The organism is Corynebacterium sp. MSK032 (assembly GCF_030232065.1).
GTDB lineage: Bacteria > Actinomycetota > Actinomycetes > Mycobacteriales > Mycobacteriaceae > Corynebacterium > Corynebacterium jeikeium_D.
This window is the reverse complement of record NZ_JASPJR010000015.1, coordinates 1-16,265: the sequence shown is the minus strand read 5'-3', so window position 1 is coordinate 16,265 and position 16,265 is coordinate 1. Positions and strand designations below refer to the sequence as shown.

At 60.4% G+C, this 16,265-nt stretch carries 14 protein-coding genes and 1 other RNA gene; 3 read left to right on the top strand and 12 right to left on the bottom strand.

Going from position 1 to position 16,265, the window contains the following annotated elements; all coding sequences use genetic code 11:
• Positions 1 to 132 precede the first annotated feature (132 nt).
• Positions 133 to 1,173, bottom strand: coding sequence for a hypothetical protein (locus QP995_RS09115; protein WP_284853137.1), 1,041 nt, complete (start codon positions 1,171 to 1,173; stop codon positions 133 to 135).
• A gap of 403 nt (positions 1,174 to 1,576) precedes the next feature.
• Between QP995_RS09115 and QP995_RS09110 the strand changes: the two genes are divergently transcribed.
• Positions 1,577 to 2,944 carry an exonuclease domain-containing protein gene (locus QP995_RS09110; protein WP_224784077.1) on the top strand — a complete coding sequence of 456 codons (1,368 nt, stop codon included), beginning with the start codon at positions 1,577 to 1,579 and terminating at the stop codon, positions 2,942 to 2,944.
• A 59-nt stretch (positions 2,945 to 3,003) separates the two neighbouring features.
• Here the strand turns inward: QP995_RS09110 and QP995_RS09105 are convergent, their stop codons facing one another.
• From QP995_RS09105 to QP995_RS09090, 4 genes are all read right to left on the bottom strand, one after another.
• Positions 3,004 to 3,450, bottom strand: coding sequence for a thiol-disulfide oxidoreductase DCC family protein (locus QP995_RS09105; protein ID WP_049190150.1), 447 nt, complete (start codon positions 3,448 to 3,450; stop codon positions 3,004 to 3,006).
• Positions 3,447 to 3,971 carry a PIN domain-containing protein gene (locus QP995_RS09100; RefSeq protein ID WP_141737768.1) on the bottom strand — a complete coding sequence of 175 codons (525 nt, stop codon included), beginning with the start codon at positions 3,969 to 3,971 and terminating at the stop codon, positions 3,447 to 3,449. The genes QP995_RS09105 and QP995_RS09100 overlap by 4 nt, the downstream gene beginning before the upstream one ends.
• A gap of 75 nt (positions 3,972 to 4,046) precedes the next feature.
• Positions 4,047 to 4,946 (bottom strand): ImmA/IrrE family metallo-endopeptidase, encoded by a 900-nt coding sequence (locus QP995_RS09095; RefSeq protein WP_150961227.1) that lies wholly within the window; start codon positions 4,944 to 4,946, stop codon positions 4,047 to 4,049.
• Positions 4,947 to 4,958: 12 nt separating this feature from the next.
• Complete coding sequence (locus QP995_RS09090) at positions 4,959 to 5,297, bottom strand: helix-turn-helix domain-containing protein (protein WP_049190157.1); 339 nt, start codon at positions 5,295 to 5,297, stop codon at positions 4,959 to 4,961.
• Positions 5,298 to 5,586: 289 nt separating this feature from the next.
• Here QP995_RS09090 and QP995_RS09085 point away from each other — a divergent pair, with 289 nt between their 5' ends.
• Together QP995_RS09085 and QP995_RS09080 are read left to right on the top strand one after the other, a co-directional pair.
• Positions 5,587 to 6,996 (top strand): MurT ligase domain-containing protein, encoded by a 1,410-nt coding sequence (locus QP995_RS09085; RefSeq protein ID WP_224784076.1) that lies wholly within the window; start codon positions 5,587 to 5,589, stop codon positions 6,994 to 6,996.
• Positions 6,997 to 7,809: a type 1 glutamine amidotransferase gene (locus tag QP995_RS09080; protein ID WP_284853136.1), complete on the top strand. Its 813-nt coding sequence runs from the start codon at positions 6,997 to 6,999 to the stop codon at positions 7,807 to 7,809. It begins immediately after the preceding gene.
• Between the two features lie 33 nt (positions 7,810 to 7,842).
• Here the strand turns inward: QP995_RS09080 and recR are convergent, their stop codons facing one another.
• The 7 genes from recR to ffs all read right to left on the bottom strand — a co-directional run bounded on the left by recR (position 7,843) and on the right by ffs (position 16,012).
• Entirely contained in the window at positions 7,843 to 8,469 is a 627-nt protein-coding gene (gene recR, locus QP995_RS09075; protein WP_147722223.1) for a recombination mediator RecR, read from the bottom strand.
• Between the two features lie 37 nt (positions 8,470 to 8,506).
• Positions 8,507 to 8,830 (bottom strand): YbaB/EbfC family nucleoid-associated protein, encoded by a 324-nt coding sequence (locus QP995_RS09070; RefSeq protein ID WP_005511884.1) that lies wholly within the window; start codon positions 8,828 to 8,830, stop codon positions 8,507 to 8,509.
• Between the two features lie 114 nt (positions 8,831 to 8,944).
• Positions 8,945 to 11,941, bottom strand: a complete 2,997-nt coding sequence (locus QP995_RS09065) for a DNA polymerase III subunit gamma and tau (protein ID WP_147722221.1) — start codon at positions 11,939 to 11,941, stop codon at positions 8,945 to 8,947.
• Between the two features lie 30 nt (positions 11,942 to 11,971).
• Entirely contained in the window at positions 11,972 to 12,697 is a 726-nt protein-coding gene (locus QP995_RS09060; RefSeq protein ID WP_147722219.1) for a suppressor of fused domain protein, read from the bottom strand.
• Between the two features lie 34 nt (positions 12,698 to 12,731).
• Positions 12,732 to 14,003 carry an aspartate aminotransferase type Ic gene (locus QP995_RS09055; protein ID WP_284853147.1) on the bottom strand — a complete coding sequence of 424 codons (1,272 nt, stop codon included), beginning with the start codon at positions 14,001 to 14,003 and terminating at the stop codon, positions 12,732 to 12,734.
• A 126-nt stretch (positions 14,004 to 14,129) separates the two neighbouring features.
• Entirely contained in the window at positions 14,130 to 15,599 is a 1,470-nt protein-coding gene (locus QP995_RS09050) for a SulP family inorganic anion transporter (protein ID WP_147722227.1), read from the bottom strand.
• 318 nt (positions 15,600 to 15,917) lie between these two features.
• An RNA gene (ffs, locus tag QP995_RS09045) (signal recognition particle sRNA small type) lies at positions 15,918 to 16,012 on the bottom strand.
• Positions 16,013 to 16,265 lie beyond the last annotated feature (253 nt).

The window sequence follows — 16,265 nt, the reverse complement described above, 5'->3', positions numbered from 1 at the left end:
TCCACATAGTTACTGACCAGGTTTATGACACTTTCGTGGCAAAATTTGTGCTCAAAGTGTCATAAACCTAGTCAGTTTCTTTTTGGGGCAAACTATCCAGCGGTCCCTCGGCCCCGCTACCCAATTACCCAACTACCCAATCAGCGGGCCGGCATTGCGCACATCCGCACGGAAAGTCACCCCACCTGCGGCTACCACGCGTTCGCGCTCGATGAGGATTGAACGGAGCGTCGATAAGCGAACTGCGTGCAATTCCACCTCTTTCCACACCACCCGCGCGACATCCAGCCCCGTCGCGCGCAGCGAACGCTCGCGGTAAGTCTCCCGCGTGAGCAGCTCGGACTGAGCCGCGGGCGTCGGCGCGACCTCGCTAGCCGAATACTTGATGTGGCCATCGAACTCCACGACAAGCAGCAGTTCAGGGATATAAAAATCCACGCGGGCGAGAAAGTGCGGCGGATCGTGGCTGGTGCCGCGAGTCCAGATTTCGGCTTGCTCGTGGAACTTCAGGCCGAGTTCGAGAAGAGCGGCTTTAGTCATCGCCTCACCGGGCGTTTCGCAGCGACCATGACAGACTGCAAGCGCACGATGAAACAGCTCTTGGCCCCGCAAGCTGGGATAATCCGCTGGAATCTCCTCAAGCTGATCGCGCGTGGTGCCATGCCGCAGCGCACCTTCGACAGCCAACACCGCCGCCCGCCACGACACGGACTCCGGCCCCTTCTGCCTGAACCGGACGCGACACTCATCGAAGGCCGCACGCGCGAGCACCGCGACCCGCCGGTCCGCGAGCCCCTGCGTGTGATCCAGATGGATCTCCGAGCGCAAGCGCATGCAATAGTCGATGCCGTGGAACTCCTGACTCCCGCCCACGACCACAATCTTCGCATCGCGCACCAGCACCCACGAACCGTGCAAGGCCAGCGCTGCAGCTCCCGAAATGACGCCTGACGACGTCTCGGAGACCACCGCCAAAGCAGTAATAGCCAGGCGTTTCTCGCGGTGGAGCCCCTCCCAGGCGTGCGCGACTACATAGTGACCTCGGCAAAGCCGCTCCAGATAACCGGCCCGCGCCTGCCTTGCGACCTCGCGGTATCCATTCCCCGGCTGGTCATCCGGCCTAATGATTCCGAACTGGTCCGCCACCAGTTGCTTTCGTTTCTTGTTACTCACTTCTCCCCCGCCCCGTGGTTGTTGTCCTGTGGCTGTTGCCCCGTGGTAGTTATTTCGTCCTTATTTTTGTGGCGCTGTTTTGTGGCTCTATTTCGTGGCCTTGGCTTGTGGCACTGTTTTGTGGCCCCTATCTAATAAGGCGCGGAAATTACCCTCGCGGTTCCATTCCTTTTCGGCTGAGCACCCAGTCGGGGGAAAACTTTTGGGGCTTGCGTGGTTTTTGTAGTTTGCGTGGTTTACGGGACCCGTATGACCGTGCCCCACGGTCCTACTGAGCTTGAGGCCGAGCTAGTGCCCAAATTACTGACTAGGTTTATGACACTTTCGTGGCAAATTTTGTGCTCAAAGTGTCATAAACCTAGTCACTTTCTCCGCGGGTGAGCGCACCCGCTAGTCTTGAGGCATGACTGAATCGGCGCGCGAGGAGCGCAAAGCGACTGGGACCTCTTCTCAGACGAAGAGGCGGCGGCGGAATCGTCGCCGTTCTCAACGCGCGTCGGCAGCGGGCGCGAAAACACCACCAACAGCACCGGCTTCCACCACAACGGACGCAGCCACGACCAACGCAGCTACGCCGGCCTCAACCACCACCGACGCGGCCACGACCAGCGCGGCTATTACCGGCGCAACCGCAACCGGCGCGAGTACCGCTGGCACACCCACACCGGCCACAACCACACCCGCCACGGCCGAGACCGCCGCAACAAAGGCCGCTGACGAGCACAAACAGTTCTCGTCGGCGGAGGAAGCTCCTTACGCAATCGTGTCCATCCAGGCCACGGGCATCCACCCCAAGACGTCTCGGCTGGTCAGTCTGGGAGTGTCCACCGCCGACAGCAGCGGCAACATCGTGGACACCTGGCATGTCGTCATCAATCCCACCGAGGATCCCGGCCCGACACACCTCCACGGCCTCGAGCCCGCGGACTTCGAGGGGGCACCGAAATTCGGGGTGATCCAGGCCAAGCTCGCGCACGCGCTCGATGGGCGCACGTTGGTTGCTCATAATGCGCCGCTGGTCTGGGGTTTTATAGTTGCCGAGGCCAAGAGGGCCCGTCGTCAAGCGAATCGTGAGCGATCCGCGCGGAATAAGCGGGGGCGTCGTCGTACGCGCACTCGCGTCGCGCGGATTCCAGCGCCCGCACAGATTGCCGATACGTTGGAAACGGCGCGTCGCCAGGGCAAACGGCTTGACGACGCACGCCTGCGCGCCGTCGCGCGCGCCTATGGCCTCGATGTGCCTTCGCCCGAGGCATCGATTGCTGGCATCTCGGTGCCGGAGCGGGTGCGGACGTTGGATGACGTCACCACCACGCTTGCGCTGTTCCGCGCACAGGGCGGGCTCGATGAGGGCGCAACCTTGAACATGTACACGCCCGACCAGCTGCGCGAGGACATTGTGGGCCTGCAGCGCTCGGCAGTGCGTGTCGACGCGATGGAGGCACCGCGCCCCGTGGAGAACCCCGGCCGCTATACGCCGGGGCGGAAGCTCGCGGAGGGCATGGAGTTCGTCGTGGCGCCAGAGGTGTCGCTGGACCCGGATGAGCTGATTGAGGCGGGCGTGCGGGCTGGGCTGGCCTACTCGGAGAAGGTCACGCGAGAGTCATCGGTGCTGGTGTGTAACCGGCCTGCGGATGTGACTCCGGATCAACTGACGGGCAAGGCCATGCATGCCCACCGGAAGGACATTCCGATCGTTTCCGATGAGGCATTCTTGCGACTGGTCGGAGAGATGTCGCCGGCCGCTGTGAAGGACGAGGCTAACGGCTGACTCGGTGGCTGCTCATTGGGTAATTGCAGTGGCACTGGGGCAACGGGCCTGCCGGATAGTCATCTTGTGGAGTCTAGTTTGCAGGCGTTAAGCCCCAGGACCGCGCTGATTCTGTGACGGTTGGAAGCGACGACCTTATAGATAAAGCTCCACAGTTTTGTCAGTGGCGGGAAGAGCAGGAATGTGCCCGCACATCGGAATAGTGCCTTGGTGCCGCCCTCACGCAAGGCGATACCTATCGCCTCGTGGCCGTACCGAAATTCTCGGCCGCTCTTAGCACCAGGTTCACCGACTGCTGCTTCGGCTGGGATTGTGGCGACCGCCGGGGTTGGAAGCATGGCGACCGCCTCAGCTGAGATGTGTTGACGAACTTCCTCTGGCAAGGACTGGTCTTCGGGACTAGCACCAATCATGCGGACACCACTGAGTTTGGCCAGAAGGGTCACGCTTGCCTCGCAGAACCCACAATCGCGGTCGTAGTAGAAAGTGATGTCAGGGTTCATCATTTTTCGGCGGCCTTTTTATACAGACTCTTGCCATTAAGTTTGGTGTGCTCAAAATTGACTAGGACATCAAATTTCTGGAGGTCTTCCCAAATTTCCTTGGCTTGCCCGCGCGACCCAATAGAGCCCGACTTCACGCATTGCAGTAGCACGTGCTCGGTATTGAAAATGTATCCAGCTTCTTGCTTCCGCGCTAGCTCACAGGCATCACCATCATCCATGATGAGCGCAGTGGCTACGCCCTTACCCTGATCTTTCGCATAAAGACAATGGGCGATAGCGATGTACTCTCCCAGGTGTTTAGCTTTGCCCCCTTGAAAGGTATAGCCAGGACCAGAATAGAGGCGAACATAGGGATAAAGTTTTTTGTGGTCATCGTCGAGAACTTCGACATTCGGGTGCCCCAGAAACCAATCCCAGTGTCTCTTTCCGCAGTTGAAGCGCCGTTTATCCAATTTGCGTTCGACTTCATTTTTGACTGCTCCTGGAATGCTGATGGTCTTCTTGCCTGCGAAGTCGAGCAAATACTGGTGATTCTTCGAACATACGAAATTAAGAAGTACGCTTGTATCAGCTATTAGGAGGTAACCAGCCATCGTTTATTGGGCGCTTTCTGAACTATCGGGACCATCGCCGAAGAAAGCGTCTAGTTCCGCGAAGGGATCTGCTTCCGTGTCAGCCGCATCCTGATTCTGCACATTCGCATCATGCCTCAATGGCGGTAACTGTGACTGCAATGCACTTATCAGCTCCTTCACCTCATCGACACTGCTCATTTCAGCAAAAGCAATGCTGGGAAGGTCGACTATCCCCTGTTCGTAAGCGCGATATACGTCTTTCACCAACCGCGCTGATGGTTGCACTAGTTCGGAGACCTTTACCGCGCGGTCATAGTCAGCTTTCCAGCCATACCGGGCAGCCAGCGTGGGAGCTGATACACCTTTCAGTTCTTCCGATTGCCCTTCGCTAATGAGGTCTGCGCGCCTCATCTGAATAAGTGCGACTCGCGGCGAAATTTGATACTTGCGAACGACATGGGACAACGCAGCAAGGACGTCACCTCCACCGATAAGCTCGCCGAGGTTCTGGTCTGTTTTCAACCCATCAGTTGGGCAGAGCACATTACGAGCGAAGGCATCAGCACGAACTTCCTGATAATCACGCTTGCCACAGGCGTATATTCCAGGCTCAGAGTGCTCATCATCTGCAACGATTTTCGAGGACTCGAAATCATTGGAAACAAAATGCCCAATTTCATGCGCAACGGTAAACCGCTGACGGTAAGGAACGGATGACTTCGCAATTCCAATGACTGTCGCTCCCGTCACGGGGTCACGCAAAGCAAGTGCATCAACATTGGCTGGTAAATCCAGAATCATAAAATCTGCATTAACCAACTGCATAAAGCCAGCGATGTCGGCGATTGGATCATTTCCTAGGGTGTGCTTCTTGCGGAACTCTATAGCAAGGTCGAGCCCCTCCTTGCTCGCACTGCACATGGGGAACCCTCCTTAATTTTGAGTTAGCAGCACTCGAAGCTGCAGGTAAGGCAAAAGCATCTCCCGCGCTCCCTTAACACTCGCGCCATCCTGTGAAGTGCGGGCCACGGCCTGCACACGCTGGCTGACCGGGTTTTCCTCCACAAGTTCATCCAACGGCACGCCAAGAGCCCACGCAAGCGCCATAACCTGCTCAAGTGAGTAAGTCGCCTTGCCATTTTCCAGGCGACTGACTGCAGATTGCGACACCACACCATCGGTGGCGTCAGCCAAATCACGTGTGGTCATGCCACGATTTGTGCGCAACTGATGCAAGCGCGCGCCGAAGAAGTTGCTTTCTGTATTAGCCATACCTCTTCCCCCTTATCTGCTAGTGGACAGTATAGGGCAACACATGAATCAAAACAATAATTCTTTGATTCAGTGCTTGAATTCGATTCCTCAAATACGCTTTCTCACCTCGGTAATCTCCTTCCTCTCTTCCGCCGCATGACCGCCTAATCCCCGAAGATCAACATGATCGCAATCACCTCAAAGTTCAGATTTCAAGGCTCCGCAGGGAGACCTCCCACAAATCCCATCAGGCCTCACAGGCCTGCTTCTTAGGCCTAGCCCTTTCGTGCGCGTAATATTTACACACATGACAAATGGCACCTCTCCGCAATCGCATTCCGCTGATAGCGCGGATGCCAGCCCGCACGGTACTGCTTCGAGTGGCTCCCGCGACTCGAATAGTTCTCGTGGCCTGCGCGGCACCGGCGCCCGCCTGCGCGCCGGCCTCGCCACATCCGCCGCTCACGCCGCCACCTGGGCCTCCCGGAAGTCCGGTCGCGGCGCGGGTGGCATGATTGGTGGCCTAATTGCGCAGAAGATTGACCCGCGCATTCTGGCTTCCCTCGGCAAGGGACGCCCGGCCGCGATCATCACTGGCACCAACGGCAAGTCCACCACCACCCGTATGTTCGCGGCCGCCATGCGCGCCGCTGGCCACAACGTGGCCACCAACGAGGGCGGCGACAACATGGACGCGGGTATTATCTCCGCGCTGCTCGCCACTCCCGATGCGGACAGCCTGGTCCTGGAGGTCGATGAGCTGCACGTCCCGCACATCGCAGAGGATCTGAAACCGCAGGTCCTGGTGCTGCTGAACCTTTCCCGCGACCAGCTCGACCGCGTCGGCGAGATCAACAAGATTGAGGCCACACTCCGCGCTGCGGTGGACGCTAACCCGCAGGCGACGGTCATCGCCAACTGCGACGACCCACTCATCGCGTCGGCTGCGTGGGACGCCAAGAAGGTTATTTGGGTCTCCGCGGGCGGTGGCTGGACCAACGATGCCGCCTCTTCCCCACGCACCGGCGGCCCCATCATCCAGGACGGCCACAACTGGTACGCCGTGAAGCCACTCCCGGACGGCTCGGAGTTCAAGCGGCCAGAGCCGGACTACCGCATCACTGCCGAGGGTGTCATCACGCCTGCTGGCGACACCCTGCCGATGAACCTCACGCTGCCGGGCAATGCCAACCGCGGCAACGCCACCTTGGCAATCGCGGGTGCTGTCGATATGGGCGCGGACCTGGAGAAGTCCCTCCGGGCCACCGAGACCGTCGACAACGTTGCGGGTCGCTACTCCACCATGGTTGTGCGGGATGACAAGGGCGGCGAGAAACATGTGCGCATGCTGCTGGCCAAGAACCCTGCGGGCTGGCAGGAGGCACTGTCCATGGTCGACCGCACTGCGGATGCAGTGGTCATCGCAGTCAACGGTCACGTCGCTGACGGCGAGGATCTGTCCTGGCTGTGGGATGTCCGCTTCGAGGACTTCGACGGCATGGATGTGCTGTCCGCGGGCGAACGCGGAACTGACCTCGCGGTGCGGTTGCTGTATGCGGGCATCGATGCGAGGTTGGTCGCAAATCCGCTGCAGGCGATCCGGTCGTGTGAGGCGCGGGGGTCGTCGTCAAGCGTCACCCGAGTTGAGGTGCTGGCGAACTACACCGCCTTCCGCGATTTGAAGCGCGACATCGAACGAGCACAGGAGGAAAAGTAAATGAGCGAGCTGTCTATCGGCCTGATCCTCCCGGACGTGCTGGGCACCTACGGCGATGACGGAAATGCGCTGGTGCTGCGGCAACGCGCGCGGATGCGTGGGATTGACGCCGAGATTGTCCCGATCAAGCTGGGCGATGCCGTCCCCACCGACCTGGATATCTACACCGTCGGCGGCGGCGAGGACGTCGCACAGACCATCGCGGTGGAGCATCTGATCAATGACGGCGGCATTAAGAAGGCAGCCGATGCCGGCAAGCAGATTCTCGCGATTTGCGCGGGCTTCCAGATTTTCGGCAATTCCTTCCGCGCGGGCGGACGCGACGTCGCAGGTCTCGGCCTTGTCGACTGCACTACCGATTCGCTCGAGTCGCGCGCGATTGGCGAAATCTGCACGCTCATCGATCCCACGAACGGTTTGCTTGACGACGTCGACGCCAGCCCACTGACTGGCTTCGAAAACCACATGGGTCGCACGACCCTGGGTGCCGATGCGAAGCCGCTTGGTCGGGTTGTCCGTGGCGTGGGCAATACCGGCCCGGAAGTGGAGCAGGCGGACTCCGGGATTGCTCCGGGAGTGGACGTCTCTTCACTCACACCGACCGGTGACGCCGAGGGCGCGGTGCAGGGTTCGATTATCTGTACCTACCTGCACGGACCTGTGTTGGCTCGCAATCCGCAGCTGGCTGATCTTTTGCTGGCCCGCGCTACCAACCAGGACCTGTCGAGCCTGGCTCCGCTAGACCTCGAGGTCGTGGATAAGCTGCGCGAAGAGCGCATCCTGTCCAAGCCGCGTCCGAAGAGCGAGCGCTAGTTTTGTAGTTTCGCGCGCGGCCGGTTGGAGGCCTTAGACCTTCAGCCGGCCCGTCAGCGCGCGGGACAGGGTGAGTTCATCGACGAACTCCAGGTCCCCGCCCAGTGGCATGCCGGAGGCCAACCGAGTGACCTCGAGATCCGGGAAGTCCCGCAGCAGCCGGGCCAAATAGGTCGCGGTGGCTTCGCCCTCGGTGTTGGGGTCAGTCGCGATGATGACCTCGTGGATTTCGGGGGGCTCGGTCTCGTCGACGTCGTCAAGCACGCCGGCGATACGTTGCAGCAGCGTGCGGATATTGAGCTCGTTCGGACCGATGCCGCCAAGCGGATCGAGCGCCCCGCCGAGCACGTGGTAGCGACCGTTGTACTCCCCCGTGCGCTCGATGGCCTGGATATCGCGCGCCTCTTCAACGACGCACACCAAACCGCGGTCGCGGCGTGTGTCCGAGCAGTACTGGCACACATCGGTTTCCGAAATATTGCCGCAGACCCGGCAGAATTGCACACCCTCGCGCACCCGACCCAGCGCGGATTGGAGCCGGCCGATGTCCTCCGGCTCCGCCTTCATCAGGTAGAAAGCGATACGCTGAGCTGACTTCGGGCCGATGCCCGGCAGGCGCGAGAACTCATCAATGAGATCTTGGAGTGGTCCTTCGAACAATGATAATTACCTACAAATACTGGTCTGAAAAGCTAATTTAGAAACCGAGGCCACCGAGACCGTCGAAGCCCTGGGACAGCGGGCCCATCTTCTGCTCCGCCAGCGACTGCACCTTAGCGGTAGCGTCCTGGAAAGCAGCGAGAACCAGGTCCTGCAGCCCGTCGACGTCCTCCGGGTCAACGACCTTCGGATCAATGGCGATGTCCGTGACCTCGCCCGAGCCCTGCATAGTCACCTTGACCAGACCGCCGCCGGCCTCACCGACGATGGTGGAAGCGACGATTTCCTGCTGAGCTGCCTGCAGCTGCGCCTGCATCTGCTGTGCCTGCTGCAGAATTGCGTTCATATCTGGCTGAGTCATAATTAATGTTCCTAACTATTGTGCTCTTTACGTGCTGATTTGTAGTTACGCGCACGCTTCTAAGGCTCATCGCCCATGCTTTACGACGCGCATCGCCGCCCCATTCTAACGGCTCTAGCGGTCTTCTAGCGGTTTGGCTCCCAGCTCCTTTTCCAGCATCTCCATGACCACGTCCTTTAGCGAGCGGTGATCGAGAGACCCGACCTCGTTCGCGGCCTCGAAATACTCGGAGGTGTCCTCTTCGTAGTTATTGTCCTGCGGGGTTTGGAGAACCGGATTGTAGTTGGTGTTGGCGTTGGAGTTGTAGTTGGACGGGTTGCGCGAACCGTAGCTCTCTGCGCCCTCTGCTCCCTCTGGTGGAGCGAACTCCTCCATCGGCTCTGGTGGCAGTGGGACGCCGCCGAAGCCCGAATCTTGATTGGCTTGGGCCTGAGCATTTGCTTGAGCGTTTGCTTGCGCATTGGCCTGGGCCGCGCGCAGGAATGACTGCGGCTGGTTTGGCTGCTGCGGCTGTTGCTGGGCCGGGTTCGAGTTCGGTTGAGCTGGCTGGCTTGGTTGGCTTGGCTGATGTGGCTGTGCCGGCTGGTCGTGGCCTGCCTGCTGTCCCATCGCAGCACGCTTGGCGGCTTCGATTTTGGCACGGCGCTCAACAACGGATGCGTATGCCGACGACCGCTGCGGGCCTGGCTGCGGCTGCTGTACCTGCTGCTCAGATGTCTCTGGTTGCGCTGGTGCTGCTGGTGTCGGTGCAGGGGCGGTGTCGTTCGGCGAGGACGAACCTCTTGACGACGAATCATCCTCCCCGGAACCACCATTAGTAGCTGTTGAACGCGGTGCGCGCGGGCGCGTACCGACGACACAGTGCACCTGGCCGTTGAAGCCCGTCACCTGCTTCACTGCAGCGGACAGCGCCTGAGCGTAATCAGGCGTATTGAGCCTGGTAGCGAGCGCTCCTGTGCTGTGCCCAATGACGAGCGTGTCGTTTTCGACATCGAGCGGTACCGCCTGCTCGGCCAGCACGCGAATGGGGAACGCATGCTGTCCGTCGACAGCCGCAAGGATGTCCTGCCAGTGCTCGCGGATTTTCTCGATACCGGCGGGTGCAGGTTCGGGCTCCGGCTGTGGTGTTGGTTCCAGTTGCGGTTGCGGTGCTGGCTCTGGTGCTTGCTGAACTTGCGGTTCCGGCTGCGATTCTGGTGCCTGAGTAGTCTGCGTTGGCTGCTCAGGCTGGACTGGTTGCTCGGGCTGGGCGGCCTGAGTTGGCCGTGTCGACTCGGCTGATTGAGCTGGCTGTGGGGCCTGAGTTGGCTGCTCAGAGTGGGTTGGCGAGGCAGAGACAACTGGCTCCTCCTCGACAATCGACATCGAGCCGCCTTCCCCCTCGCGCTCGCGGGTTTGCTGCTCACGCTCCTGCGCAAGCTGCGCCCGAGTCTGCTGCTCGCTGATGCGGGCATGCTCCGCCATCTTCCGACGGAACTCACGAATCTTCTCCGCCTGTGCTTCTTCCTCGGACATCGGCTGCTCAGCCGGTTCAGGCTGCTGCGGTTGTTCGGCCTGCTGAGACTGTTCAACTGATTCGGCCGGCGTAGCCTGCGTAGGCTGTTCAGGCTGCGTAGGCTGTTCAGCGGTCGCAGTAGATGCTTCTGGTGCAGGCTGCGGCTCAGTTACCGACTCCTGCGACACCGGTGCCGCTGGTGCAGACTGCTGCTGAACAGGTTCCGGCTGAGCCTGAGGCTGCGACGCTGCCTGCCCAGCACGACTGCCCTGGGCCTGCGCCCCCTTCTTACGCTGGGCATTCCGCTGGCGCCATGCCTCACGAGCCGACTGGCCAGACTGCATCGGCGAAGCATCGGCCTCAGCCGCACCCGACCCCGGCCCCGCGGCGGAAGACGCCGGTGCCGCTGCGGGGGTTGCGGCCCCCGAGCCGTCGGCAAGCGCGGGCCTGCCGTGTTCCAACGCCTCTACGCGCTGCAGCAGCGACTCCACCGAATCTTCGGTGGCGGGCAGGAGCATGCGCGCGCACAGGACCTCGAGAAGCAGACGCGGCGAAGTCACGCCGCGGAAGTGACGCAGGCCGTCAGAGAGCACCTGCGTGAAGCGCGTCAGGGTAGCCGGGGGAATTGTCCCGGCCTGCTCCAGGACACCGTCGATTTGGCTCTCCGGAATCTCTACAAGCCCCTGCTCCAGCGCGTTCGGCACTGCGGACAGCACCAGCAAATCACGCACCCGGCCAAGCAGGTCCGAGGCAAACCGAGCCGGATCCTGACCCGACATAATCACACGCCCGACCACGCTAAACATGGCCGCGCGATCGCCTGCCGCCAGCGCCTCAATCGCATCCGTGATGATCACGCTGTCAGTGACACCGAGAATGGCCGCAGAAGTTTCATAATCCACACCATCGGTGCCGGAACCAGCAATGAGCTGATCCATAACCGACAGCGAGTCACGCGGCGAACCACCACCCGCCTGGATGACCAGCGGATACACGTCCGGCTCTACCCGCACACCCTCGGCCGTGACCACACGCTCAAGCAGCCCGCGCATATCCGGCGGAGTCAACAACCGGAACGGATAGTGGTGTGTACGCGAGCGAATCGTCGGCAGCACACGCTCCGGCTCCGTGGTCGCAAAAATGAAGATGAGGTGCTCCGGCGGCTCCTCCACAATCTTCAACAGCGCATTGAAACCCGAGGCGGTAATCATATGCGCCTCGTCAATAATGAAGATGCGATAGCGCGACTCCGCCGGCTGGAAGATAGCCTTTTCCCGCAGCTCACGCATATCTTCCACACCATTGTGGGAAGCCGCGTCCAGCTCAATAACGTCCAAATTGCCCGGACCGCCCGGCGCTAGCGCACGACACGACGCACACTGGCCACACGGTGTGGCCGTCGGCCCCTCCGCACAGTTCAAACTGCGCGCCATAATGCGCGCCGACGAGGTCTTGCCACAGCCACGCGGCCCGGAGAACAAATACGCATGGTTAATGCGGTTGGGACGCCCCTGCGCATCCCGAGATTCCAACGCCGCCGACAGCGGGTCAGTTACGTGCCGCTGCCCCACCACTTCGGCGAACGATGCCGGACGATACTTCCTATACAGAGCCACGTGCTCAGCCTACCTTCCACCCCGGATCGGCTAGTTCGAACCCTCCTGGGAAACAACCGACTCACGGCACCAATCCCGCAGGTCAGCATCTACTTCGGCCAACTTCTGCATCAGCGCCTGCGGCCCCTGCTGCTCATAAAACACCAGCTCCGCATCCGTAATTGGCACCAGTTGCGTCATCGTGGTCATGCGTCCCTGCGGGGACTCCACATCACCCTCATGCAGGCTGATCTTGCCCGGCATCTCGGACACATTCGGCACCCCGTCGCTCCACACGTACGGCACCGTGCACAGCACGTGCGCCACGGTAAAGGCAGTGCTTGACGACGACTCCCCTACCTCGGCCACCTGATCGGCCGCCAGCCGCACCGCATTCGGAATGACACGGCCCGGAATTGGCGACAGGAACTCCGGCTCTTCCTCCACCAGCGCTCCCGCGGCCGCGACCATGGTGGCCACGGGAAAATCAGCGTATGCGACGGAGAAGAGCTCCACGCGGATATCCGTCTTTGCTGCGCCGGTCAGGCCACAGTAGTTGCGGCCCAACTCCACGGTGGCGGCTGCCGTTTCCGGACGACGCTCGTTCGCTTGGCCGTCCGGCCCGTCGTAAAGCGAGAACTCAGCGACCCGAAGCGGAGCCGAATCGTGTTCCTGCCCGTGCCGACCACTGGCCGGCAGCTCCGTCACATACTCGCTGACCTGGGGTTCTCCGGGGAAAAGCCCGGAGATCCAAAACTTCGTCTCTTCGAAGTTCATATAGTCCTATCCCGACCTACCTGGCTTACTTGGCCTACTCAGTCGCCTTCTCAGCGGCGGCGAGCAGCACACAGGTAGCGACGCCATCCATAGCAACCTCGAGCTCCTCCATCGGAGGCAGCGACGGTGCCAGGCGGATATTGCGATCATTCGGATCCTGCTTCAGCGGGAAGGAAGAACCAGAACCGGTCAGCGCAATGCCGGCCTCCTTAGCCAGCTCCACCACGCGACGAGCAGTGCCATCAACCACGTCGAGGTTGATGAAGTAACCGCCGGTCGGCTTCGACCACTCTGCCACGCCGTACTCCGTCAGGCGCTCATCCAGAATCTGCAGAACCTTCTCAAACTTCGGAGCCAGCGAACCGGCATGACGGCGCATCTGCTCACGCACGCCCTCCGCGTCACCGAAGAACTTGGCATGAGCCAGCTGGTTGACCTTGTTCGGGCCAATGCCGCGGATACCAGCGTGCTTGAGGTAATCCTCCAAGTTGGCGTCCGAAGAAGCGTAGAAAGCAACGCCAGCACCAGCGAAGGTGATCTTCGAAGTCGAGCCGAAAGCCCACACGCGGTTCGGGTTACCGGCCTCTTCCGCCCACTTAATGACGTTGTGAACCTCCGGGAACTCATCCGTCAGCGTGTGAACCATGTAGGCGTTATCCCACATCAGACGGAAATCCGGAGCGGCAGTCTCCATTTCAACCAGACGGCGGCAGACCTCAGCGCTGTAGGTCACGCCCGTCGGGTTGGAGAACATCGGGACATTCCACATGCCCTTAATCTGCGGATCGGAGGCAACCAGCTTCTCCACGACATCCATATCCGGACCGTCTTCGTTCAACGGCACCTGGATCATCTCAATGCCGAAGTGCTGCGTAATGGAAAAGTGCCGGTCATACCCCGGAACCGGGCACAGCCACTTCAGCACCGGCTCCTCGTTCCACGGGCGCTCCGAGTCCACATTGCCGAACTGCATGGCCCACGAAATCAGGTCAAACTGGATGTTCAGGCTGGAAGCATCCTGCGCCAGGACGTTTTCCACCGGCAGATCCAGCAGTTCCGCCCAGATAGCGCGGATATCAGTAATGCCTTTGGCGTTGCCGTAATTGCGGACGTCCTCCCCAGAAGCCGAAATGTAATCCGGCGCTGGGAGACCCAGCAGGGCGTTTGCGAAATCAAGCTGCTCCGACGACGGCTTACCACGAGTCAAATTCAGTGCGAGATTACGGGACTTCAGTTCCTCATATGCCTTCGCAAACTCATCCTTGTGTGCCGCCAACTGCTGAACATCGAAGGAATCCACGGCCATGGTGTACGCACCCTCCCAGGTATCGGACATAAGTTAAAACCTGACAAAACTGGCACGGAAAGCTTTTTTCCCCGCGCCGCATCCGGCTTTGCAACCAAGTGTAAGGCATACCCCGGATTGGGATTTCTACAACTTCCCCGACAGCGCATCCAGACGCTGCTTACTCGGCCCCTCCAAGCCGATAATTTCTACCTCTTTGCCCCGGTCAGCAAACTTGACCCGCACCGAATCCAGCGCCGCCACCGTGGAGGCATCCCAAATCTCAGCCTCCGACATATCGATGACAATCCGCTGCGCAGGATCGGTGTAGTCGAATTGGTACACCAGGTCGTTACTGGAGGCGAAGAACAACTGACCCCGCACCTTGTACGTCCGGGAGTGGGCGCTGGAGTCGTCGTCAAGCACGTCAATCCTGACCAGATGAGCGACACGGCGCGCGAACATCAGCGACGCCACGACCACGCCCGAAATCACGCCGATGGCGAGGTTATCCGTCGCCAGCGTGGCGATGACCGTCACCAGCATCACCGCCGTCTCCGAACGCGGCATCAGGCGCAACGTCCGCGGGGAAATCGAGCGCCAATCGACCGTGTCCACCGACACCACGACCATCACCGCAACCAGCGCCGCCATCGGAATCACTCCAACTGCAGAACTGAGCAGAAGGACCAGAATGAGCAGGAAGACACCGGAAAAGAGCGTCGTCAAGCGAGTGCGTCCCGACGATTCCTTCACACCCACCATCGTCTGACCAATCATCGCGCAGCCAGCGATACCGCCGAAGAAACCGCCCGCGATGTTCGCCACACCCAGCCCCCACGTCTCGCGGGTCTTGTCCGAATGCGTGTCGGTGATGTCGTCCACGAGCTTCGCCGTCATCAGCGATTCCATGATGCCGACAATCGCCACGCCCACCGAATACGGCGCAATCAGCTGCAGAGTCTCCCAGGTCAGGGGCACATTCGGGATCAGCAGCTGCGGGAGGGATTCCGGGAGCTCGCCCATATCGCTCACGTTCGGCACGCGCCAATCCGCCACCACCGCAACAAGCGTGACGACGAGCACAGTCACCAGCGGAGCCGGAATCGCGGTGAACACGCGGGGCAGGAACACCATAATCGCAATGCCCAGAGCGACCAGCGGATACACCAACCACGGCACATCGATGAGATGCTCCAGCTGTGCGGTGAAAATGAGGATACCCAGCGCGTTGACAAAGCCAATCATGACCGCGCGCGGAATGAAACGCTGCAGCTTAGCGATACCCAGCGCCGCAAAAGCAATCTGCAACACACCCGCGAGCAGCACCGTTGGAATGAGGTAATCCATCCCGTACGTCCGCGACAACGGCGCGACGACGAGCGCAACCGAACCAGCGGCAGCAGTAATCATGGCCGGGCGGCCACCCGTAAAGGCAATCACGATAGCCATAATCACCGAGCTAAACAGCCCCACCGCCGGGTCCACGCCCGCCAAGATGGAAAACGAAATCACCTCGGGGATTAGCGCGAACGACACCGCCGCGCCGGCCAGCAGCTCGGTGCGCAGGCGCTTCGGTGAAGAAACTGCGAACCGGAAGGAGTCCCACACGCCCATTGGGGCTGGGGTTTCTCGGGTTTCGGGTGGTTCTGGTGTTTCTAGCGGTTCTCGTGTTGTCTGTGGTGGTACTCGCGTGTCGTCTGCATCGCTCATGCACAGTATTCTTCCAGACCAGCGAACGCGACCACTTGTGGCCAAGGTATTCACCTATCGATGCGCTGCAGCGTGGCCATAAGTGAATAGCTCATCGATAGGTGAAATGGCCTGGCCAATATCGCGGGGATAAGTGCCGAAAAAACATCGATAGGTCACAGGAAACCGCCGACAAGTGCCCGAAACCTAGCCATAAGTGCCAGAAGAACGCCGGGGATAAAAAAAAGGGGACCCCACGCACCCGTCAGAGCTCGCTGACCCTTGCTGCATTCCTGCCCTGGGGGAGTTCACGAGATGGACGCCACATGGGATCCGTGAAGACAGCCTACTACAGGCCCACGCAAAAAGTCACACTGCTAGCGCTCGCCGCACCGTTCAGCGAAGAACTGCCACACTAATCAGCGCACTGCCACCACGGATTCGTCACCAGTTTCGTGACAGCATTCATGACAGTTCCCCGCCTCCCCGCAGCCCCCGGCATACACTGCAAATCCGGGTTAAGTGACAAAAAGTGTGTCTGATTTTCAGCCTATTTGCTGGTCAGGCCGCATAAAACGGGCTTATATAAGG